The following is a 19,661-nucleotide window of genomic DNA, read 5'->3' as shown; positions in this document are numbered from 1 at the left end:
AAGCGTAGGCCTTATCTCGTGGATCGAACGACTAATTGCCATTCCTGGTCCACACTTTTAACCCCGGCTTCTGGAGCGTGATTCATGTCTGACCGCTATATCGACTTCGCCAATTCGTCCATCGGCCATCGTGTGGTCGGTGCCCTGGGTCTGCCGTCGCCGGTACGGCTGGAACGCTGGCAAGCAGGCCGATTGCGGCCTGTCGAGGGGGCGCTGTTGATTGGCGGTGGCCCGCTGACGGAAAAAATCAGCACCCTCGCCAACCGCTTGACCGACACGATTTACAGCTACGGCACCGACCCGACCCTGGCCACCGCGTGGATTCCCGGCCACGGCCAGAAACTCAAAGCCGTGGTGTTCGACGCCAGTGACCTGGTGCAGGTCGATCAGTTGAAACAGCTGCGCGAATTCTTCCAGCCACTGATGAAAAATCTCGATCACCATGCGCACCTGGTGATTCTCGGTCGCGCGCCAGAGACCTTGAGCGACCCATTCGCCGCCAGCACCCAACGGGCGCTGGAAGGGTTCAGCCGTTCGCTGGCCAAGGAACTGCGCAACGGCGGCACCTTGCAGCTGATCTATGTCGGCGAAGGGGCCGAAGATCAACTCGAAGGCCCGTTGCGGTTTTTCCTCTCGCCCAAAAGTGCGTTCATTTCCGGACAAGTCATACGTTTGAAGGCGTGTGCGACGCAGGTGATGGACTGGACACGCCCCTTGTCAGGGCGCAAGGCACTGGTAACCGGGGCAGCCCGGGGCATCGGCGCCTCGATCGCCGAAACCCTGGCCCGGGACGGCGCCGAGGTGATCCTGCTCGACGTGGCGCCGGCCAAAACCGACCTCGACGCCTTGGCCGCGCGCCTCGGCGGGCGCAGCATCACCCTGGACATCTGTGCCGAAGACGCCGCCACGCAACTGATCGAACACTTGCCCGACGGCGTCGACATCGTGGTGCACAACGCGGGCATCACCCGCGACAAAACCCTGGCCAACATGACCCCGGAATTCTGGGACGCGGTGCTGGCGGTCAACCTCAACGCGCCGCAAGTGCTGACCAAGGCGCTGCTCGACAGCGGCACCTTGCGCGACCACGGTCGAGTGATCCTGCTGGCGTCCATCAGCGGCATCGCCGGCAATCGCGGGCAAACCAATTACGCCGCGAGCAAGGCCGGGCTGATTGGCCTGGCCCAGGCCTGGGCACCGCTGCTGGCTGAGCGCGGCATCAGCATCAACGCGGTGGCGCCAGGATTCATCGAAACCCAGATGACCGCGCACCTGCCCTTCGGCGTGCGTGAAGCCGGGCGGCGCTTGAGTTCGTTGGGCCAGGGCGGCCTGCCGCAAGACGTCGCCGAAGCCGTGGCCTGGATGGCACAACCGGGCACCGGAGCGTTTACCGGGCAAGCACTGCGCGTGTGCGGGCAAAGCGTGTTGGGAGCCTGACCATGACCACCGACTGGCACACACTCAATAGCGAACCGGGCCTGCAGACTCTGTATTTGAGAGCGGCGACGCGACGCAAAATCACCGGCACCACACTGCCTGAGCTGGGTTATCACTGCTGGGTCAACGTCGATCCGAACCGCCTGGCGGCTTATCGCAAGGTGTGTGGTTTTGCCGACAACGGGCTGCTGCCACCGACGTATCCACACATCCTGGCGTTTGCCTTGCAGATGCAGCTGCTCACCGCCAAGGCGTTTCCCTTCCCGCTGCTGGGGCTGATTCACTTGAGCAATCGCATTCGAGTCATGCGCCCCATGGGCGGCGTGAGTCGCGTGCGGGTCAGCGTGAAGGTGCAGAACCTGCAACCCCATGCCAAGGGCGCGACCTTCGAGTTAGTGACGACGCTCGACGACCAATTGGGGCTGCTGTGGGAAGCCGAAAGCCAGATGCTCTGTCGCGGGGTCAAACTGGCAGGCGAGCCTGTCGAGCAAGCGTTTGCATCGACGTTGGTGCTGACCGAAGTGGCCCACTGGAAAGCACCGGCGGACATTGGTCGCCGGTACGCCAAAGTGTCTGGAGACTACAACCCGATTCACCTGAGCGCGATCAGCGCCCGACTCTTCGGCTTTCCCAGCGCCATCGCCCATGGCCTGTGGAACAAGGCGCGCACCCTGGCAGCCCTGAGCGATCATTTGCCGACGGCCAACGTCGAAATTGCGGTGCAGTTCAGAAAACCGGTGCGTTTGCCCAGCGAGGTGACGCTGATGTCCAGCGCGGCGGGGTCCAGTGGGGATTTCCAGTTGATGGGGGCCGGGGAGATCGAGCATATGGTGGGGCAGTGGCGGCCGGTTGCCTGATGGATTGTGGTGAGGGGGCTTTCCCCCTCGCCACAGTACGCTCAGGAACTCACCAAACCCCGAGGCTGCGGAAACAAATTATTCAACGTATCCAACAAACGCACGTGATAGATCGGCTTGCGAAACAGATCCAGCACCTGCAAGCGCAACATGTCACTCACATCCTCCATATCCGCATGCCCCGACGTCACAATCACCGGCAAATGCTGACGAGCCGTGTGCTCACGCAGACGCTTGATCAACGATATGCCGCTTTCCTCCGGCATCCGCAAATCAGTAATCACCAGCGCAATATCAGGATGACGAGTCAAATGATGCAGGGCGAGCTTGACCGACGTTGCCGTAAAACACGTAAAACCCTCGCCCTCCAGCAACTCCGCCAGTTCCAGTAACGCATCCTCCTCATCATCGACCAGAAGAAGCTGTTGCCGAGGGAGGGTTGGAGCGTTCATGGGGCAACACCTGCAATGGACTAAGCCATGACGTTAGAAGCCCTTTGCAGGATTGGCAAATGACTGCCCGTGCCAGTCTTCAAATCAAAGCGCAGCTGAAATCGTGTTGAACATTGTGGTGACCGCCGTGGAGATAGGTGCCACAAACGTTGCCAGCACCACGGCCACCATGCCTGCAATGATTGCGTACTCGATGCCCGAAGCACCTTCGGTGTCTTTGGCAAGGTCTTTGTAAAAAGCGATGTGGGATTTGATCTTCTGAACCGTTTTAGAGAAGGACATGACGCGTCTCCTGAATGACAGCGGTTGTTGCACTGCCGCAACATGATTCCCATATGCCAGCATCAGCATTGTCGGCAAACCCATGCCCAACAACTGTAAGAACGCATTAATACTTAAGCAGTAACCGGTTGATTAACGTCACAAAACAGTACTTTGGGCATCAGCCCGTTACTTTTGTCAGATATTTACCGCTCAGTGATGGCATTTTGCTTTACCTGCGCTACCGTCAAATAGCGAAACAGTCCCACGCTCATAACTGCCTGATTGCGAAGTCATCTCGTTAGAGCTCTTGGGGGCGTTACGCGCAGGAAAGGGGGAGAGCCTTCATGAACAGCCGCGTCACCCTGGGCCTGGCCGGGCTGTTTCTGGCAGGCGCCATCATTGCCGGTTACTGGGGGCTGGCGCTGAGTCGCCAACCGGCCGAGCCTGTCGCGCAAATCGGCACATCAACGCCCTCGATACAGGTCTCGGTGGACGACCCGACCCGCCAACCGGTGGTGGTGCTGCTGCGTGATATCGCACCGTTCGAGCAGATCACCGCCGCCGACGTGACCCTGGAAAAACTGCGTACCGCCCCGGTGGGCTGCCTGACCCGTCTCGAACAAGCCATTGGCCGTACACCCTGGCGCGCGCTCACCGCCGGCAGTTGGCTCAATGATCAGAGTTTCGAAGCCGGCGGTACGCTGGCGCGGATGATCCGCGCCGATGAACGCGCCCTCGCCGTGGCGGCGGATGATGTGATCAATGTCGGCGGCCAATTGAGCCCCGGCGATTATGTCGATGTGCTGCTGTTTCTGCGCATGGACACCAACAACCTCCAGCAGTCGGCCCAGGTCGTGGTCCCGGCGTTGCGCGTACTCGGGGTCGGCGAGCAGTTGGGGCTGACGAATGATGGCAAGCCTGCCAACCCGGCACTCAGCCATGAAGAGAAACTCAAGCAGGAACAACTGCGCACCAGCGCCCGCACCGTGTTGCTCGCCGTCCCTGAATCCCTCTTGAGCCGCCTGATGCTCGCGGCGCACGTCGGGGTTTTGCGTCTGGCTGTGCGCAGCGCCGAGGAACAACGCCTGAGCCAATACTGGGCCGGCCGTGGTGACTCATCGGCGAGCCTGGCCAACGCCAACCGCGAGCTGGTGCAGTTCAGTCAACTGGCCCTGGCCGGCACTCCACAATCCCCCGCCCCCAGAGGCGCAGCACCTCGCAAGCCGAGCGTAGAAGTCATTCGCGGCAATGCCGTCACCCAACAAACGCCCTGAATCGAGCGAGGACTCTCCATGCGCAGATGTTTCACGCCGCACTTCCTCGGAAACGGCCACGTCGATAAACACGGCGGATTATCGCAATGAGCCAAAGCCAGAACCTGAGCCAGACCTTCCTCGCGATCACACGCAACAACACCGACTTCGAGTGGCTGCAAGGGGCGCTCGCCCCTTTGGGTCGAGTGATCAGCGCCGGGGGCGGCAACCTCGACGAGCTCCTGACACTGGTGGACGTGACCTTCGCCAGCCTGGTGTTCGTGGGCCTGGACCATGAGCATGTGGTGGCCCAGAGCGCGTTGATCGAGGGAGCCCTGGAAGCCAAACCGATGCTGGCGATCGTGGCCCTGGGCGATGGCATGGACAACCAACTGGTGCTCAATGCCATGCGCGCCGGAGCACGGGATTTTGTCTCTTACGGCTCGCGGTCCAGCGAAGTCGCCGGCCTGGTGCGACGCCTGAGTAAACGCCTGCCGACCGTGGCGCCGAACACCCAACAGATTCCACAAGGTGGCCTGACCGTACTTTACGGTGCGCAGGGCAATGGCGACGGCGCGTTGCTCGCCAACCACCTGGCGCACGTGGTGCAAAAGAGCGGCCAGCAAACGCTGTTGCTGGATCTGGGGCTGCCCCGTGGCGACAGCCTGGCCTTGCTGGGGTTGGAGAGTTCGTTTCATTTCGGCGATGCATTGCGCCACCTCAGGCGCCTCGACGCAACGCTGATCGACAGCGCCTTCACTACCTGCGACGCCGGGCTGCGAATCCTCGCCTACGCCAGCAACGATGAACCGCTCGAACAGACCAGCGCCGCCGAGCTGTACATGCTGCTCAGTGCCTTGCGCCAACATTTCCAGCACATCGTGGTGAACCTCACCGGCCAGTCGGACAGTGAAGCATTGCGCACCTTCGTCAGCCATTGCGACAAGTTGCTGTGGTACACCGATCAAAACGTGCTCGACTGCCGACGCAACCTTGAGGTGCTCAGCCGCTGGCGCGAAAAAGGCCTGAAGCTCGACCACGCCAGATTGCTGGTGGACCGCTACCTGCGCAGCGTCGCGCCGGACTCCGACACCTTGGGCAAAACCTTCGGCATGGAGGTGATCGCTGTGTTTGCCTACAGCCCGGAAGTGCGGCTCAACGCCAAGAATCAGGGGCTGAGCCTGTTCGAGCTGGCCCCGCGCGAGGGCCTGACCCAAAGCCTGCGTGCCCTCGGCGAATGGCTGGCCAAACGCTCCGAAAGCCTGGATAAACCCAAGGCCGGCTGGTTCAACCGGTTGAGGGGCGTGCAATGAGCGGGGAAAAACTCTTCGGCGCGCCCTCGCACGGGCCGACCGGCAATACCGACCACGAAGGCCTGAAGCTGGTGCTGCACCGCTACATCATCGACGCCATCGAAGAGTCCGGGAAAAACCTGCTGGAAGGGTCGCGGCCCATGCTGTCGCAGTTCGTCACCGACAAAGTCGCCGAGTACATCGCCCGTCTGCACCTGGCGATTTCCCGCTACGAGATGGAACGGCTGGCGGAAGAAATCGTCGACGAACTCACCGGTTTCGGTCCGCTGGAAGTGCTGCTGCGCGACTCGGCGGTGACCGAGATATTGGTCAACGGCCCGCACCGGGTGTTCGTCGAACGTGAGGGAGTGTTGCACCTCAGTGACCTGCGGTTCATCGACGACCACCACGTCGAGCGGGTCATGCAACGGATTCTCGCGCCCCTGGGCCGACGGCTCGATGAGTCTTCGCCGATGGTCGATGCGCGCCTGCCCGATGGCAGCCGGGTCAACGCGATCATTCCACCGATCGCCCTCGACGGCCCATGCCTGTCGATTCGGAAGTTCCGCAAGGACATGCTCAAAAGCACCGACCTGATGGCGATGCAAACCATCGACCAGGCGATCTTCGAGTTCATTCAGGAGGCTGTGGGCAAGCGTTGCAACATCCTGGTCAGCGGCGGTACCGGTACCGGCAAGACCACACTGCTGAACATTCTCAGCCAATTGATCGCCCCTCACGAACGGCTGGTCACCATCGAAGACGTCGCCGAACTGCAACTCGGCCATCCTCACGTGGTGCGCCTGGAAACCCGACCGCCGAATGCCGAAGGCCACGGCGAAGTGAAGGCCAGCGACCTGATTCGCAACGCGCTGCGGATGCGCCCGGACCGGATCATCCTCGGCGAGATTCGCGGCGTCGAAGTGGTCGACGTGCTCACCGCCATGAACACCGGGCACGACGGCTCCATGAGCACCGTGCACGCCAACAACGCCCAGGATGCACTGTTGCGCCTGGAGACGCTGGTGGGCCTGACCGGACGGCTCATCGCCGAACGCACCCTGCGGCAAATGATTTGCGCGGCGCTGGACGTAGTGATCCAACTCACGCGCCTGCCCGATGGCCGCCGCTGCGTCAGCGAAGTGGTGGAGGTCGTCGGTATTCGTGACGACGTCTACGTGACCAACACCCTGTTCCGCTTCGACCGACACACCGGCCGCGGTTTTCTGCGCGAGGCGGCCAACCCCGCCGGCGACAAACTGCGTCGCGAGTCGGCACTCTCTCCCTTGGCGTATTGAGGGTCACGGCATGCTCAAACCGGCGCTGCTCATCCTGCTTTGCCTGACGCTGTTGGGGGTGTCGATCCGTTTGTTCTACAACAGTCTGCGACAGGCCGGCATCGACCGAACCCTCGGCCGCCTGACCCAGGGGCAACCGCAACTGACCGTGGCGAAATCATCCTGGTCTGGCCTGGAACGGACCTTTCTACGCGCCGGCCTCGGGCGCCCCACCGAGCGCATCGGGTCGTGGCTGCTGCTCTGGGCCTTGGGCGCCCTGCTGGGGTTTGCCCTCGCGGGCTGGATCGGTTTGTTGATGTTGCTACTGGTGCCGCCCCTGGCTCTGCGGCTGTACATCAGCTGGCGATATCAGCGCCGACTCAAGCGCATGATCGAACAACTGCCGACGCTGCTCGACCACACCGTGCGCAGCCTGAAGTCCGGACGCACCCTGGCCGATGCAGTGCTGGGCGCCATCAACGCCGCCGAAGCGCCACTGAAAGACGCCATGGGTCGGGTTCAACGCAACGTGCACTTGGGCGTCAGCCTGCCGGACGCCATCTCGGACCTCGCCGAGCTGTATGAGAAAGACGAGTTTCGCCTGTTCGCCCTGGGCCTGAAGGTCAATCACCGCTACGGCGGCAATGCCAGTGAGCTGTTTGAAAACCTGATCAAAATGATCCGCGAACGAGACCAGGCGGCGCGCCAACTGCGCGCCATGACCGGCGAAACCCGCGTCACGGCCGTGGTGCTGGGGCTGATGCCTGTGGGGCTTGCCGGTTACTTTTTGGTGTCCAATCCGAAATACCTGTTGGCCATGTGGAACAGCGGCTCGGGACAAATGATGCTGGCGACCGCGTTCGGCTTGCAGGTCGTGGGCTGCCTGGCGCTGTGGCGCATGTTGCGAAGCGTATGAAAATCGCCCTGCTGCTGAGCGCACTGCTGTTTCTGGCGGCCACGCTGTTGCTGCTCAGTGGCCTGCTGGACCAGCACCGGCGTGCGCGCCAGGTAGCCCAACGGCTGGACGGCAAACCGCTGAGCGACCATCGCGTCAGTCACTGGCTACAACTGCTGGGCGACAGCCGCATCGGTCAGCGTTCGATCCAACTGGACAACGAAACCCAGACCCTGCTCAACCGCCTCGGCTGGCGCAGCGCCCGACAACGCTCGCTGTTCGCCGCCTGCCAGATCGGCACACCGGTGCTGGCGTTGGCCCTGTGCCTGTTGATTCAGGGCCTGTTCTTCCCGCAGGTGAACAACCACTGGATCACTCCAACCCTCGCCACAGCCCTCGGCTACCTGCTGCCCAAACGCTTACTGGCCGCCGCCGCGCAGCAGCGGCAAAAACAACTGGCGATCGAGGTATCAACCTTCATTCCACTGCTGCGCATCCTGTTCGAATCCGGCATGGCGGTGGAACAGTCCCTGCGAGTGTTGAGCATCGAAAGCAAACAACTGCTACCGACCCTGACCCACGAATTGCGCCTGATACTGGCGCGGGTCGATTCCGGTCTGGAACTGGGCGAAGAACTGAACAAGGCCACCCAATTGCTCGCGGTGGACGAATTCACCGACACCTGCGTGATCCTTCAACAACTGATTCACCAAGGCGGCGGCGCGATGAAATCACTGCTGGCGCTCAAGCTGCTGCTCGATGACCGACGCCTGACACGCTTGCAGGAATACATCTCCAAAATGTCCGCGAAAATGTCCGTGGTGATGATGTTGTTTCTCTTCCCGGCGTTGCTGATCGTGCTGGCCGGACCGAGCTTCACCGCGCTGGCGCGGGCTTTTGGTTCTTGAAAGACTGACGATCCTGTAGGAGCGAGCCTGTGGCGAGGGGGCTTGCCCCCGTTGGGCTGCGAAGCTGCCCAAAAATCTCTGGTGGTCCAAAGATCTTGTGAGTGCTACGCACTCAAACGGGGGCAAGCCCCCTCGCCACAGGTCGTTCCTACAAGGGGTCAGCTGTGTGGCGCGGGTTTTGGTACGTCGACGTTATCCAGCACCCGATTCACCGCCAGCTCGGCCAGCATGATCACCTGCTGAATCGCCAGGAGCGTATGCCGCTGCGGGGCGTCGACATAGGCGGCGATATCGCTGGTCATGACGCTGGCCGAGGCCAGTGATTCGCAGACATGGGCCAGCAGGCTTTCGTTGTCCATGTCCGGGGCGACCTGAAACATCCTGCTTGGCTTGCGGCCTTCGGGTTGTTTGGGTGGTGGTTTTAGGTAGTGGTCGAGCGCGCGTTCGGCGGCTTCGTTGAGTTTTTTCGAATCGAGGGATTCGTAGGGCGAAACGTCGTCAGTTTCAGGGGGATTCGGTGTGGCTTTGAACATAGTGAAGTTCCAAGTAAGTAATGGAGCTGCCACTGATCGCCGCGATGCGATATAGGGTGGCAGCTGTACGCAGGTTCGCGGACCGAGCTACTTGGAAACCCGGCATACCCAAAGGTATCCCGCGCACAGCCACCATGAGACCAAACGACACGCTCCGAAGGAACGTCGGTTGGGGACGGTGATTATGCACCAAGTAAGCTGTTTCAGGCCGCGACGCCCGGACGCTGAATTGCCAGCGACGGACAAAGGCTAGAGACGCCGCTTCCGACGGGCAACCTGAAAAACATGTGGGAAGGTTCTGACGTTTTTACCGACCAATAAACATCGTTGCCTGTAAGGCCACCATCGCGAGCAAGCCCGCTCCCACAATGGAGCGGCGTACACCCGCCCCTCACCACTCAACAGGCCGAGCGTTAGCTCGCCTGCCGCTTTTGATCTTGATCCACCCGCCCCTTCGGGAGGCTGAGTGGAGGTGTTCATCTGGGGATTGGCGCGTAGCGCCGTTCGACGCAGTCGAACACATCGCATGTAGGTTGAAGCGAAGCCAACCGTAGGGCGATGCCCCCAGATGAATACCGGAGCGAAGGAACCCCGAGCCTTAGCGAGGGGCCGTACGTTCGGGGCGAGACCTTTTGGTTACTTTTGGGGCGTTTGCCAAAAGTGACCCGCTGTAAGAGCGGAACCCTAAGCAGCCGTTACCGCAGAAATGGATATGTACCCGGTCAACAAGAACATGGTCGGCCCAAAGGCCGCCAAGATCAATGCGCAGAAACCCGCCGCCCCCCAGCATTCCCGGGCGACAACGCCAACGCCACCTGCGTACGATTATGCATATGCGTCAACCGCAACACCTGCGACACATAAAGCTTCACCGTGTTCTCGGTAATCCCCAACTCACAGGCAATCTGATAATTGGTCTGCCCCTTGCCCACCAACTGCGCCACCTCCAACTGACGCGGCGACAACTGATTGAACACCGCCGGCATCCCCACCACCCGCTCCGGTTCACCGACCACACCGTCAACTGAACCTGACACAGGTTCCGGAGACGCCCCCCGACGAACCTTGTCCAGATCCTGATAAAGCTCATCGATCGATTCACAAAGATACTGCAGCTTCTGACTCAAATGCCCCAACTGCAGATTTCTCTGCCGCTCCTGCAAGGCCACCTCCTGACGCTGCAAACCTTCGAGCAACTCAGCCAGATCAATCGGCTTCTGATAGTAATCGGCGAACCCGATACGCAAAGCCTTGATCACATCCTGCTTGTTCGCATGCCCGGTGAGCATGATCGCCTCGAATGCCCGATGCTTGCCGGACAACCGCTGCAGCGCCTGGACAAGCTGGATGCCATCCATGTCAGGCATCTGCAAATCACACAGCACCAAGCCGATATTCACGTCTTCGCTGAAACGCTCGATCGCCTGATGGCCGGAGACACAAGGCACACAGCGATAACCATTGAGCTCGATGAACTCGCGAAGCTCTTCGACAATCAACGGCTCATCATCAACCACAAGAACTTTTACTGCCGAGGTAAGCTTGTTCACGTGCCACTCCATGCCAAGTCTGGCTTGGCTGCTCCTGCACCGACACCACAGGCTGTACAACAACAATTTTGAAAGTAGACGCACTTTCCAACTATGTACATAGAACAGGGGACGCCTGCGATTAATGCATCCAGGCCAGTGTGAGCAGCACACCCACCAACACGAACGGCGCAAAGGGCTGCTTTTTTGACGCGCCAGGCTCCAGGTAACGAAGACGCGCTCTAAGCCTCTGCCCCATATGCAGCCAGAGTCTTGGCGCCAGCAGCAGCCAGAGCACACTGGCCACCCCGGCGCCGATGAAACCGCCGAGCAGGTGCGTACCGTCCGTCGCAAGACCCAGCGTCGCCATCAGCTTCACGTCGCCTGCCCCCATGCGTCGCACTGCATAACCGGGCAAGGTGAAGGCCAATGCCAACAACAAAGCCCAGCCGCCCTGCACCGCCTCGGCCCCCAGCCACGTAGTCCCTGTCCACAACAGATAGATAAGCGCCAGCACCCCTGCACCGACGGTCAGGCCATTGGCGATGTGGCGCTCTCGGGCATCCTGTGCTGCGCAAAGCGTCAGCCAGATGAGTAGGACAAGGCTCTGCATCCGGTAAAAAACGTCCGTTTTGGCTGAATGATTCTATGCTGACACTACGCAGTAATTGTCAGGGTAGACGCACTCATGAAAACAGGCCTCCCCCGCAAGCAAAAAGGTGCCGTGGCGATTGAGTTCGCCTTGGTATTCGTGATTTTTTTCGCCGTGTTTTATGGGTTGGTCAGTTACAGCCTGCCGCTGTTGCTGATGCAATCGTTCAATAAGTCCACGGCCGAAGCGGTGCGTCGCAGTGTGGCGCTGGACCCGAGCACCGCCAATTACGACACGGCGGTCAGAAACATCGCGACCACCGAACTGACCCGGCAGCTGGCCTGGATTCCCGCCGCGCTGAACTTCAACGTGGCCACCGACGCCAGCGCCACCTACACCGGCGGCGTGCTGACGGTCAGCATCAACTACCCCACCAGTAAACTGAATCAAGTGCTGCCGTTTCTGGTACTGCCGGGAATCGGTTCGGTGCCCAATCTGCCGCCGACCCTCACGGCCCAATCGAGCCTGCAGTTTTGAGCTCCGGGGACAAACTCTTCGGGCGTCTGCTCAATCGTCACCCGCCACAGACCCCGAACACGCCAGAGCCTGCGAGCGTGCAGCGTGTCGGCTTGCAGCTGCATCTGAATGATGAAGGTCGAGTGATTCAGCTGAGCGGTCCGTTGCGGCATCTGCTGGCGCAACAGATACCCGACGCGCAGTCACCGCACCTGCTCGATTACCTCATGCCCCATAGCGCCCTGTCGGTCGAAGGCACACCGGCCGAGTGGCAAGGACAAAACCTGGACCTGGATTTTTTCAGCCTCGCCGGACAACCGCTGCACTTGCGCGGCTGGGTGCAGCCGTTGGGCGAAGGATGGTTATTGCAGTTGATCGACATCGGCGATCTGTTGCTCGAACGTCGACAAGCGCGCAGTCGTGAACAGTGCCAGTTGCTCGCGGCGCAGGTCAGCGAGCAGTTGCGCCTGTGCAGCCTGACGCGCCTGCCCGAGGTACTGGCCGAACAACTGCAAGGCCTGGCCCAGCGTTTTCAGATCCCGTGCATGGCCATGGCCTTGCTCGATGAACAGGCCGAGGGTTGGTTGATTCACCAGCAGTACGCGGCCTTCGATGCACCAAGGTTGTGGGAAACCCATCAACGCCTGGGCACCGGCCTCGACAGTTTGAATGGCTCAGTCCCCCAACAGCTGACACCCAGCGAGCACCCACGCCTGCAAAGCATCTTCGGCAATGCCGAAGGGTTCGCGGTGCCCTATCGCAATGCCCTGGGCGTGGTCGCGTGGTTGCTCTGTGGTTTCTACCCGGTGCAAGAACGTGCCCCCGACTTGAGCGAGCGCGACTGGTTGCAACTCACCGCCGCCCTGGCCGGCCCGCTGCTTGAGCGCTTGCGCGAGCATCAGCACCACCTGCAACTGGAGCGGCTGGAATCTCTACAAGCCTTGCTCGGCACTGGCTGGTGGGAAATCTTCAGTGACCAGGCCCAGGTGCAACTGGCGCCGTCGCTTGCCAATACACTGAACCTGACGAGCGCCCGCTTGCCGCTGCATGACTGGCTCGAACAGATCCACCCCGCCGACCGTGAAGAGCTGACGATTCGCCTGCAATCCTTGCAGGACGAAGGCTCGCCGCTGCTGTTGTGCGTGCGCCTGCATCGCCCCGATTCGGCGCAAACACCGATCTGGTATCGACTGCAAGGCCAGGCCCTGGGCATCGGCAAAAACCGCCGGCTGGTGGGCTTCATGCTCGACATCAGCGACATCAAGAACCAGCAGCAGAACGCCGCTGCCGCCCATGCCCGGCTGGACAACCTGATCGCCAGTTCACCGGCGGTGATCTACGTGCAGCGCTATGTCGAAGGGGCGCTGCAACCGACGTTTTTCAGCGACAGCCTGTTGCCATTGCTCGGCTGGTCGCTCGCCGACTGCGCCGCCGGTGCGCTGGTGGAACGGGTCCACCCCGAAGACCGCGACGGCTATTTCGAGCGTACCCGGCAACTGCTGCGCGAGGGTTCGGTGAGCGCCCGATATCGACTGCGCGACAGTCGCGGCGATTACCACTGGCTGCTCGACGAAGCCAAACTGCTGCGCGATGACCTCGGGCTGCCGGTGGAAGCCGTGGGCCTGTGGCTGGATGTCACCGAGGCGACTCTGGCCAGCGAGAAAGTCAAACAAAGTGAAGAGCGCTATCGGATCCTGGTGGAAGACTCTCCGGCAATGATCTGCCGCTATCGCCCCGACCTGACGCTGACCTTTGGCAATCGACCGCTGGCCACCTACCTGGAATGCCAGCCCGAGCAGTTGCCGGGGGTGAACCTGGGCAGCTGGATGTCGCCGGAGCAGCGCGAAGCGTTCCTCCAGCGCCTCAGTCGACTGAGCCCGGAGTTCCCGGTCAGCACTGCGGAGATCAACCTGCAACTGCCGGGACGGGAACATGCCTGGTGGGTCTGGTCGGATCGCGGCGTGTTCGACGACCAGGGTCGTTTGCTGGAAATTCAGGCCGTGGGCCGCGACAACACTGAGGTCAGGCGCGCCCAGCAGCAGCTTACCCAGAGCGCGAAAATGGCCACCCTCGGCGAAATGGCCACCGGGCTTGCCCATGAAATCAATCAGCCGCTGAACGTGATGCGCATGGCCATCGTCAATGTGCTCAAGCGTCTGAGCAATGGCGATGCGCAAATCGATTACCTGACTGACAAGCTCAATCGCATCGACGCACAAGTCCAGCGCGCCGCGAAGGTGGTGGATCACATGCGGGTGTTCGGCCGGCGTTCGGAGGTCGAGCAGCAGCCGTTCAATCCGGTTCAAGCCATCGAGGGCACGCTGGCACTGCTGTCCGAAGGCTTGCGCGGCAAAGGCATTGAGCTGCGGGTCAGCGAGAGCGGTTTTGATGTGCAGGTGCGCGGTTACGTCGATCAGCTGGAACAGGTGCTGATCAACCTGATGGTCAATGCACGGGATGCGTTGCTGAGCAAACGCGAGGCCGACCCGGCGTTCAAACCGTGGATTTCGCTGTACGCCGAACGTGATGAGCATTCAGTGCGGCTGTGGGTCGAGGACAACGGCGGCGGCATCGACCCACGGTTGCTGGAGCGGATTTTCGAGCCATTCTTCACCACCAAACCGGTGGGCGTCGGCACCGGGCTCGGGTTGTCGGTGAGTTACGGCATCGTCGAGAACATGGGCGGACGGTTGAGCGTAAGAAACTCGGCCGAGGGCGCCCGCTTCTGCATCGAGTTGCCGATTGTCACGGGCGATCAGATCACCAGCGACGCGCGCCCTGAGTGACAACTGAGGTTGGCGCCGACGTCGACCTTGTTCAAGTCGACCCCAAGGCTTATCAGCACAGTGTTGATCAGACTGTCGAGCAACGGGTTGAGCACGCCGTTGATTGCGCTGACCAGCAAACTGGTCACGCTGCTCAGGATCGCCCCCAGACCGCCGACGAGACTGCCTGACGGGCCATACATATCGACGTGAAGGTTGACCGGGGTGTTGAGCAAGTTGCTGACAATGCTGCTGGTGGAAAATGAGTAGTAAAACGGCGGCTGGCTGATGTCCGGCAGGCTGTTGGCCGGTGGTGCGGAGTAGACATGGGGCATGTTGGTGTTCGCCGCCACACTGGTGTCGGCAACGACATCGATGCCACCACCGACGCCAGATACACGCGGATCGCAGGTTATGGGCACGAACAAAAACCTGCGGCAGGTTTTGATCCCGATATCGATCAGCTTCAACGGCTGCACCGTGACCGTCGGTGGTACGGTGTTGCTGCCGAACATACTGGCGGCATCGATCCGGCCGATTTTCAGGTTCACCAGCGATGCGCTGGTGTTGGTGGTCAGGGTTTTGTTGGTGTTGCTGATGCAGCTGTAAGCCGTGACGTAACTATCGGCACTGGCGACGTCCAGCGCCACGTCGAGCCGTATCGGCCCCGGTAGCACGATGACGTCGGGCGTCTGACAGGGCACGCCGATGGCACAGGTCAGTGAATTGAGCACCGCCACCAGGTCGAGATTGAGCAAGGCGTTGAGGGTGTTGGTCAGCGGTCCTGCCAGATCCGCCGCGGCATTGACCAGCGCCGCGATGGCGTCCAGCGCCGGCAAGTCGATCGACAACAACGTGCGAAGCTGTGCGGTTCTCACGTAGATCCGATTGGGCCCCAGCGGATCCAGCGCGGCGTTTTTCGGATTGCCGATCGCGGAGAGTTGCGGCGGCTCCAACACCTGCACTCGAGCGGTGATTTGCGCCAGCCCTGCCAGATTGATCGGCACTGTCGCCACCACACCGTTTTTCTTGTTGGCCAGTTGCACGACGCCTTCGATCAGGTTGAACACACTCACAGTCGTCGCGAACGTTGAGACGTCGCTGCCGTTCTCGACGTGCAGCAGATTGCCCAACACCACGGTCGTGGAGCCAGCGGCCACCTTGAGGGCTTGCAGACCGACAATGGTCGCCGTCGCGCCGAGGGTGCCGCCGGGGTCCAGCACATTGACGGCGGTCTGGATCAACTGGCTGACGGCCACCGAAGCGCCCAATACCTGGTTATACCCGGCGGCGTTGAGGCCAAGGTCGACCTTCAGTCGATCAAGGTAACCCAGCAGGCTGATGTTGGTGTTCACCAACCCATCCCACCCTGCCACGGACAGGTTCAGACTGCCGCCGAGCAAACCGCCGAACAGCGCATTGAGGGTGGCCGACTTGCTGCTATCGATGCTCAGCGCTGTGGTGCGCAGGGTCAGCGATGCCAGTGGTGGCGGCAGCGCCGCAACGGCGGTCGCCGTCAGGTTGAGGGTGGCCCCGGCCGGCGCACCGCCGAACAGGGCGCCAACGCCACCGGCGAAACTCTGCGGCACTGAATGACTGACGATCACCCGAATGGCTTCGCTGCTGCTTGGGTTAGCCACAAAAACCCGAAGACTGTTGGCGTCCAGGCTCAAGGTGCCACAGGCTACCGCCAGGCTGCGCGTGGGGTCAGGAAGGGTGAAGCCGTTACGATTTACGCTGGCGGTGGCATAGGCGGTAGCGCTGGCACCCACGGCGCAATCACCGTTGCGCGTGGCAGCCTCCAGTGCGGCCATGTCGGCTATCCGCTGCAAGCTGCGCTTTTCCAGGTACAAGCGGCCACTGTCGACCACGATCAGCAGGAACACCAGGGCCATGCCGAGGGTCAGCACTGCCATCAAACCGATCGCTCCCCGTTGCCGGGCCGGGCTACGAAACTGCAAGCAGGGAGACATGGCGCACTCCTTTGCCGGCGCACCGCCGAGGGCTACCTCCATTGATGAAGAGCAGTGTAGACAAGGGTTTGCCGGATTGCTGGCAACTAGCCATCCCACCAACAAAAACTCCCTGTGGGAATGGGCTTATTGTGGGGCGTGTGTGGCGAGGGGGCTTGCCCCCGTTGGGGCGCGAAGCCCCCCCCTAAAACCAGCAACCACAATCTTGAACTTAGAAAGTGGTGACTGGTTTTACGACTGCTTCGCAGCCGAACGGGGGCAAGCCCCCTCGCCACAGGCTCGCCCTACAGGGGGCTGTGGTGTTGGTTAGTTCAGGGTTCAGCGCGGTGGATAGTTAGCCAATATGCGCCCGACCGTCTGGCGTATCGTACTGCTGCGGTCCTCTGGCTTGGGTGTGCGGCTGAGGGTTTGCTCGTCGCTGCCACGCCACACCAGTTTGCCGTCCTTGCCATCGAGCAGGTCGATCTGGATGGTCGCCACCTTGTAGCTGACGTTGCGGGTTTCGTTGTACATCGGCCCGCCCCAATAACCGTTCCATGGGCCACCATAACCGCCACCATAGGAGGTGGTCACTTGTTGCTGGCGATCTTCAACGATCAGGTAGGTCTGCACCTTAAGGTCTGCCTTGGCGCCGGCGGCGGCCGGACGCAAGCCACGCTGATCCAGTTGATCGGCAACGGCCTGGCGGATGCGTTGCTCGGTCAGGTCACTCTTGATCCTTGGGTCGTCGGGACGGTATTGCACGGCGGGCTCTTTCCAGCTCCAACTGCGATAGGCGGCAAAGTCGCGACTGGCATCGAAGTCATGATTGACCTCGTTGGCGGCGCAGGCAGTGAGCAGCGCGGCGATGGCCAGTAAAACGAGACGGCGGAACATGATTTTTCTCCGATTGAAGACATGCACCTGCGGGAGGCTTCCTGAACAGGAAGCTAACTAGGAGGATACGCCGACATAGCCTTTTCGACAGCTTCGCGCAGGGCATCGGCACGTTCGCTCTGGTTGCCCTGACTGCTGGTTTCGGCACTGGCACTCCACACCGGTTGACCGGTGCTTGCGTCGAACAGATCGACCCGCACCACCACAACCTGTACCTGATAAGTACGGACGACCGGCACGCTGTTGTACATGCCGTAACCCGTGCCGTAGCGGTTGTAACCACCGCCGTAATACCCACCGCCATAGCCGCCACCGTAACCAGAGCCGTCCTGCACCTGGCGCAAGCGGGTTTCCAGATGCAGGTCGGCGCTGACCAACAGGTCCGCCGGGCGGTTGTCGTGCAGTGGGCGCAAGCCGCGCTGGTCAAGGGCATTGCTGACGACTTCGGCCACCTGCTCCGAATCGGCCCAGGCCGTGCCCGCAGGCAGGCGCCCGTTGAGCCAGGCCCAGCTGCGGTAGCGACCGTAATCCCGTGGCGCCGCCGGGTAGGCGCTGCGGTCGAAAGTGCCGGCGGCCTGGGGCGGTGCCGGTGGCAAGGGATTGGACGTCGCGATGTAAGGGTTGCTGCCCTGACAGGCCGCCAACCCGAGACAGATCACCAGTAAACCTGAACGACTATTCATTGCGCACTCCGGTCAGATCGGCCGACAGATCCAGTGCAAGTAGCGCCCAAGCCCGGCGAAGCTTGGGTGACGGCGGTGAGCCAGTTCCATTTCCAGCAAGTCGAGCAGTTCGGCGCGGGCCTGGAATTCCACCGGCATGTAGTCATGAAAAACCCGCACTCCACTCTGGGTTTCGACCCGCCACAGCCCCTCAAGTTGCGCTGCCAGCTCCCGTGGATCAAGCGGCTGTTGCGGCGTCAGGCTCTGCTTCTCGCCGGCCATGTCGTTCTTGCGCATCTTGCGGAAGTGGCCCTTGAGCAGGTTACGGTAGATCAGCGCATCGCGGTTGTAGAACGCCAGGGACAACCAGCCGTCCGGCTTCGTCAATTGATGCAGTACCGGCAAAATCGCATGGGGTTCGGCCAGCCATTCCAGCACGGCGTGGCACAGCACCAGGTCGTAGGGTTCGGTGAGCTGACCAAGCAACTCCTGCCACGGCGCCTGAATGAATGTCGCGGTCTGCCCGGCTTCGGCAAAACGCTGGCGAGCGCCTTCAAGCATCGGCTCGGCGGGTTCGGCCAGGGTCACCTGGTGACCGCGCTGGGCCAGCCACAACGACATGTGGCCCAGGCCGGCACCGATGTCCAGTACGCGCAACGGGCGGTCCGGCAGGGTTTCGGCCAGGTCGGCCTGCAGCACCGCGAGGCGGATCGCCCCTTTGGCGCCACCGTAGATTTTTTCAGCGAAGCGGGTCGCCAACTGATCGAAATGACGGTCGCTCATCAGCTGAACCGCCGTTCGCTGTCCGCGAGCTTGTTACGTACCACTTCATTCATGTCCAGTCCCAACTCGCTGCACAGCAGCAGTAAATACAGCACGATGTCGCCGATTTCCTGCCCGGCATGGGCCAGTTTGTCCGCCGGCAACTGGCGCGACTGGTCTTCGGTCAGCCACTGGAAGATTTCCACCAGCTCGGACATTTCCACGCTCGCGGCCATGGCCAGGTTTTTCGGGCTGTGAAATTGCCGCCAGTCATTGCGGTCACGAATGGCGTGCAGGCGTTCGGTCAGTTCAACAAGGTTCATCGGGCTCTCCTGAAGGCGTATAGCTTCAGGGGGATGACGGGTGAAGGCAAGTGGCAGCGTTGTGCCTGCGTACTTGCGCCATACTCAAAAAAATCGCAGCCTTCGGCAGCTTCCACGGGAACCCGGGAGCACGATCAATAGCCCAAGGCTCGGATCCGGCAACCACGCCACCACTCCATCAGGACGTACACATGCAGGTAGACAGCTTTTTCGAATGGCTCGGCCAGGCAATCGGTTCGGTCATCCGTTTTATCATCGACACCCTCAGTGGCCTGTTCAACCTGTTGAGCAACGCCGGCAGCAATTTTGTCGAAGGGCTGGCCCAGGCATTGGGAATGGAAACCTCGATCATCAGCATCATCACCTTGATCCTCGGGCTGATGCTGCTGTGGTCGGCGATCCGCGCCTTCATGAACGCGTCGATCATCATGGGGATTATCTGGTTGCTGCTGGGGTTGTGGTTACTGAGCTGGATCATTCACTAAGGCAGCCACA

Annotated in this window: 20 protein-coding genes; 10 read left to right on the top strand and 10 right to left on the bottom strand. The window is 61.3% G+C overall.

Features of this window, described 5'->3' with window-relative positions; all coding sequences use genetic code 11:
• Positions 1-84 precede the first annotated feature (84 nt).
• Both AC1DQM_RS21545 and AC1DQM_RS21540 read left to right on the top strand, forming a co-directional pair.
• Complete coding sequence (locus AC1DQM_RS21545) at positions 85-1,437, top strand: 3-oxoacyl-ACP reductase (protein WP_477746822.1); 1,353 nt, start codon at positions 85-87, stop codon at positions 1,435-1,437.
• Between the two features lie 2 nt (positions 1,438-1,439).
• The gene (locus AC1DQM_RS21540) at positions 1,440-2,294 is read left to right on the top strand and encodes a MaoC family dehydratase (protein WP_477746821.1); all 855 of its coding nucleotides are present in this window, start codon (positions 1,440-1,442) and stop codon (positions 2,292-2,294) included.
• A 41-nt stretch (positions 2,295-2,335) separates the two neighbouring features.
• Here the strand turns inward: AC1DQM_RS21540 and AC1DQM_RS21535 are convergent, their stop codons facing one another.
• Positions 2,336-2,746: a response regulator gene (locus AC1DQM_RS21535; RefSeq protein WP_477746820.1), complete on the bottom strand. Its 411-nt coding sequence runs from the start codon at positions 2,744-2,746 to the stop codon at positions 2,336-2,338.
• An 84-nt stretch (positions 2,747-2,830) separates the two neighbouring features.
• On the bottom strand, positions 2,831-3,028 hold the full coding sequence (locus AC1DQM_RS21530; RefSeq protein WP_064616077.1) for a Flp family type IVb pilin: 198 nt from the start codon (positions 3,026-3,028) through the stop codon (positions 2,831-2,833).
• 326 nt (positions 3,029-3,354) lie between these two features.
• Between AC1DQM_RS21530 and cpaB the strand changes: the two genes are divergently transcribed.
• The 5 genes from cpaB to AC1DQM_RS21505 all read left to right on the top strand — a co-directional run bounded on the left by cpaB (position 3,355) and on the right by AC1DQM_RS21505 (position 8,635).
• Entirely contained in the window at positions 3,355-4,284 is a 930-nt protein-coding gene (gene cpaB / locus AC1DQM_RS21525; protein WP_477746819.1) for a Flp pilus assembly protein CpaB, read from the top strand.
• 86 nt (positions 4,285-4,370) lie between these two features.
• Complete coding sequence (locus tag AC1DQM_RS21520; protein ID WP_477746818.1) at positions 4,371-5,576, top strand: CpaE/TadZ family protein; 1,206 nt, start codon at positions 4,371-4,373, stop codon at positions 5,574-5,576.
• Positions 5,573-6,853 (top strand): TadA family conjugal transfer-associated ATPase, encoded by a 1,281-nt coding sequence (locus AC1DQM_RS21515; protein ID WP_018928399.1) that lies wholly within the window; start codon positions 5,573-5,575, stop codon positions 6,851-6,853. The genes AC1DQM_RS21520 and AC1DQM_RS21515 overlap by 4 nt, the downstream gene beginning before the upstream one ends.
• 10 nt (positions 6,854-6,863) lie before the next feature.
• Positions 6,864-7,748: a type II secretion system F family protein gene (locus AC1DQM_RS21510; protein WP_258613048.1), complete on the top strand. Its 885-nt coding sequence runs from the start codon at positions 6,864-6,866 to the stop codon at positions 7,746-7,748.
• Complete coding sequence (locus AC1DQM_RS21505; protein WP_477746817.1) at positions 7,745-8,635, top strand: type II secretion system F family protein; 891 nt, start codon at positions 7,745-7,747, stop codon at positions 8,633-8,635. The genes AC1DQM_RS21510 and AC1DQM_RS21505 overlap by 4 nt, the downstream gene beginning before the upstream one ends.
• A gap of 158 nt (positions 8,636-8,793) precedes the next feature.
• Here the strand turns inward: AC1DQM_RS21505 and AC1DQM_RS21500 are convergent, their stop codons facing one another.
• The 3 genes from AC1DQM_RS21500 to AC1DQM_RS21490 all read right to left on the bottom strand — a co-directional run bounded on the left by AC1DQM_RS21500 (position 8,794) and on the right by AC1DQM_RS21490 (position 11,310).
• On the bottom strand, positions 8,794-9,168 hold the full coding sequence (locus AC1DQM_RS21500) for a DUF6124 family protein (protein WP_477744170.1): 375 nt from the start codon (positions 9,166-9,168) through the stop codon (positions 8,794-8,796).
• A 758-nt stretch (positions 9,169-9,926) separates the two neighbouring features.
• Complete coding sequence (locus AC1DQM_RS21495; RefSeq protein WP_477746835.1) at positions 9,927-10,730, bottom strand: response regulator; 804 nt, start codon at positions 10,728-10,730, stop codon at positions 9,927-9,929.
• A gap of 109 nt (positions 10,731-10,839) precedes the next feature.
• A complete protein-coding gene (locus tag AC1DQM_RS21490; RefSeq protein ID WP_018928404.1) occupies positions 10,840-11,310 on the bottom strand; it encodes a prepilin peptidase in 471 nt (156 codons plus the stop codon).
• 75 nt (positions 11,311-11,385) lie between these two features.
• Here AC1DQM_RS21490 and AC1DQM_RS21485 point away from each other — a divergent pair, with 75 nt between their 5' ends.
• Both AC1DQM_RS21485 and AC1DQM_RS21480 read left to right on the top strand, forming a co-directional pair.
• Entirely contained in the window at positions 11,386-11,826 is a 441-nt protein-coding gene (locus AC1DQM_RS21485; RefSeq protein WP_018928405.1) for a TadE/TadG family type IV pilus assembly protein, read from the top strand.
• On the top strand, positions 11,823-14,591 hold the full coding sequence (locus AC1DQM_RS21480; RefSeq protein WP_477746816.1) for a PAS domain-containing sensor histidine kinase: 2,769 nt from the start codon (positions 11,823-11,825) through the stop codon (positions 14,589-14,591). The genes AC1DQM_RS21485 and AC1DQM_RS21480 overlap by 4 nt, the downstream gene beginning before the upstream one ends.
• Here AC1DQM_RS21480 and AC1DQM_RS21475 read toward each other — a convergent pair.
• The 5 genes from AC1DQM_RS21475 to AC1DQM_RS21455 all read right to left on the bottom strand — a co-directional run bounded on the left by AC1DQM_RS21475 (position 14,561) and on the right by AC1DQM_RS21455 (position 19,166).
• Positions 14,561-16,543: a pilus assembly protein TadG-related protein gene (locus AC1DQM_RS21475; RefSeq protein WP_477746815.1), complete on the bottom strand. Its 1,983-nt coding sequence runs from the start codon at positions 16,541-16,543 to the stop codon at positions 14,561-14,563. The genes AC1DQM_RS21480 and AC1DQM_RS21475 overlap by 31 nt on opposite strands.
• Positions 16,544-16,861: 318 nt before the next feature.
• Complete coding sequence (locus tag AC1DQM_RS21470) at positions 16,862-17,419, bottom strand: DUF4136 domain-containing protein (RefSeq protein WP_018928408.1); 558 nt, start codon at positions 17,417-17,419, stop codon at positions 16,862-16,864.
• A gap of 53 nt (positions 17,420-17,472) precedes the next feature.
• On the bottom strand, positions 17,473-18,102 hold the full coding sequence (locus AC1DQM_RS21465) for a DUF4136 domain-containing protein (RefSeq protein ID WP_086944037.1): 630 nt from the start codon (positions 18,100-18,102) through the stop codon (positions 17,473-17,475).
• A gap of 12 nt (positions 18,103-18,114) precedes the next feature.
• Positions 18,115-18,864 carry a methyltransferase domain-containing protein gene (locus AC1DQM_RS21460; RefSeq protein WP_019582282.1) on the bottom strand — a complete coding sequence of 250 codons (750 nt, stop codon included), beginning with the start codon at positions 18,862-18,864 and terminating at the stop codon, positions 18,115-18,117.
• A complete protein-coding gene (locus AC1DQM_RS21455; RefSeq protein ID WP_007937232.1) occupies positions 18,864-19,166 on the bottom strand; it encodes a MazG-like family protein in 303 nt (100 codons plus the stop codon). The genes AC1DQM_RS21460 and AC1DQM_RS21455 overlap by 1 nt, the downstream gene beginning before the upstream one ends.
• Before the next feature lie 191 nt (positions 19,167-19,357).
• Between AC1DQM_RS21455 and AC1DQM_RS21450 the strand changes: the two genes are divergently transcribed.
• On the top strand, positions 19,358-19,651 hold the full coding sequence (locus AC1DQM_RS21450; RefSeq protein WP_018928411.1) for a hypothetical protein: 294 nt from the start codon (positions 19,358-19,360) through the stop codon (positions 19,649-19,651).
• The last annotated feature ends 10 nt before the right edge of the window (positions 19,652-19,661 follow it).

This window comes from Pseudomonas sp. 01L34 (assembly GCF_056400265.1).
The sequence above is the reverse complement of the archived record's forward strand: the minus strand, read 5'-3'. Positions and strand labels throughout refer to the sequence as shown.

Coding starts and splice junctions, on each gene's coding strand:
- AC1DQM_RS21545 (WP_477746822.1), top strand. CDS start 85: ATGTCTGACCGCTATATCGACTTCGCCAATTCGTCCATCGGCCATCGT.
- AC1DQM_RS21540 (WP_477746821.1), top strand. CDS start 1,440: ATGACCACCGACTGGCACACACTCAATAGCGAACCGGGCCTGCAGACT.
- AC1DQM_RS21535 (WP_477746820.1), bottom strand. CDS start 2,746: ATGAACGCTCCAACCCTCCCTCGGCAACAGCTTCTTCTGGTCGATGAT.
- AC1DQM_RS21530 (WP_064616077.1), bottom strand. CDS start 3,028: ATGTCCTTCTCTAAAACGGTTCAGAAGATCAAATCCCACATCGCTTTT.
- cpaB (WP_477746819.1), top strand. CDS start 3,355: ATGAACAGCCGCGTCACCCTGGGCCTGGCCGGGCTGTTTCTGGCAGGC.
- AC1DQM_RS21520 (WP_477746818.1), top strand. CDS start 4,371: ATGAGCCAAAGCCAGAACCTGAGCCAGACCTTCCTCGCGATCACACGC.
- AC1DQM_RS21515 (WP_018928399.1), top strand. CDS start 5,573: ATGAGCGGGGAAAAACTCTTCGGCGCGCCCTCGCACGGGCCGACCGGC.
- AC1DQM_RS21510 (WP_258613048.1), top strand. CDS start 6,864: ATGCTCAAACCGGCGCTGCTCATCCTGCTTTGCCTGACGCTGTTGGGG.
- AC1DQM_RS21505 (WP_477746817.1), top strand. CDS start 7,745: ATGAAAATCGCCCTGCTGCTGAGCGCACTGCTGTTTCTGGCGGCCACG.
- AC1DQM_RS21500 (WP_477744170.1), bottom strand. CDS start 9,168: ATGTTCAAAGCCACACCGAATCCCCCTGAAACTGACGACGTTTCGCCC.
- AC1DQM_RS21495 (WP_477746835.1), bottom strand. CDS start 10,730: ATGGAGTGGCACGTGAACAAGCTTACCTCGGCAGTAAAAGTTCTTGTG.
- AC1DQM_RS21490 (WP_018928404.1), bottom strand. CDS start 11,310: ATGCAGAGCCTTGTCCTACTCATCTGGCTGACGCTTTGCGCAGCACAG.
- AC1DQM_RS21485 (WP_018928405.1), top strand. CDS start 11,386: ATGAAAACAGGCCTCCCCCGCAAGCAAAAAGGTGCCGTGGCGATTGAG.
- AC1DQM_RS21475 (WP_477746815.1), bottom strand. CDS start 16,543: ATGTCTCCCTGCTTGCAGTTTCGTAGCCCGGCCCGGCAACGGGGAGCG.
- AC1DQM_RS21470 (WP_018928408.1), bottom strand. CDS start 17,419: ATGTTCCGCCGTCTCGTTTTACTGGCCATCGCCGCGCTGCTCACTGCC.
- AC1DQM_RS21465 (WP_086944037.1), bottom strand. CDS start 18,102: ATGAATAGTCGTTCAGGTTTACTGGTGATCTGTCTCGGGTTGGCGGCC.
- AC1DQM_RS21460 (WP_019582282.1), bottom strand. CDS start 18,864: ATGAGCGACCGTCATTTCGATCAGTTGGCGACCCGCTTCGCTGAAAAA.
- AC1DQM_RS21455 (WP_007937232.1), bottom strand. CDS start 19,166: ATGAACCTTGTTGAACTGACCGAACGCCTGCACGCCATTCGTGACCGC.
- AC1DQM_RS21450 (WP_018928411.1), top strand. CDS start 19,358: ATGCAGGTAGACAGCTTTTTCGAATGGCTCGGCCAGGCAATCGGTTCG.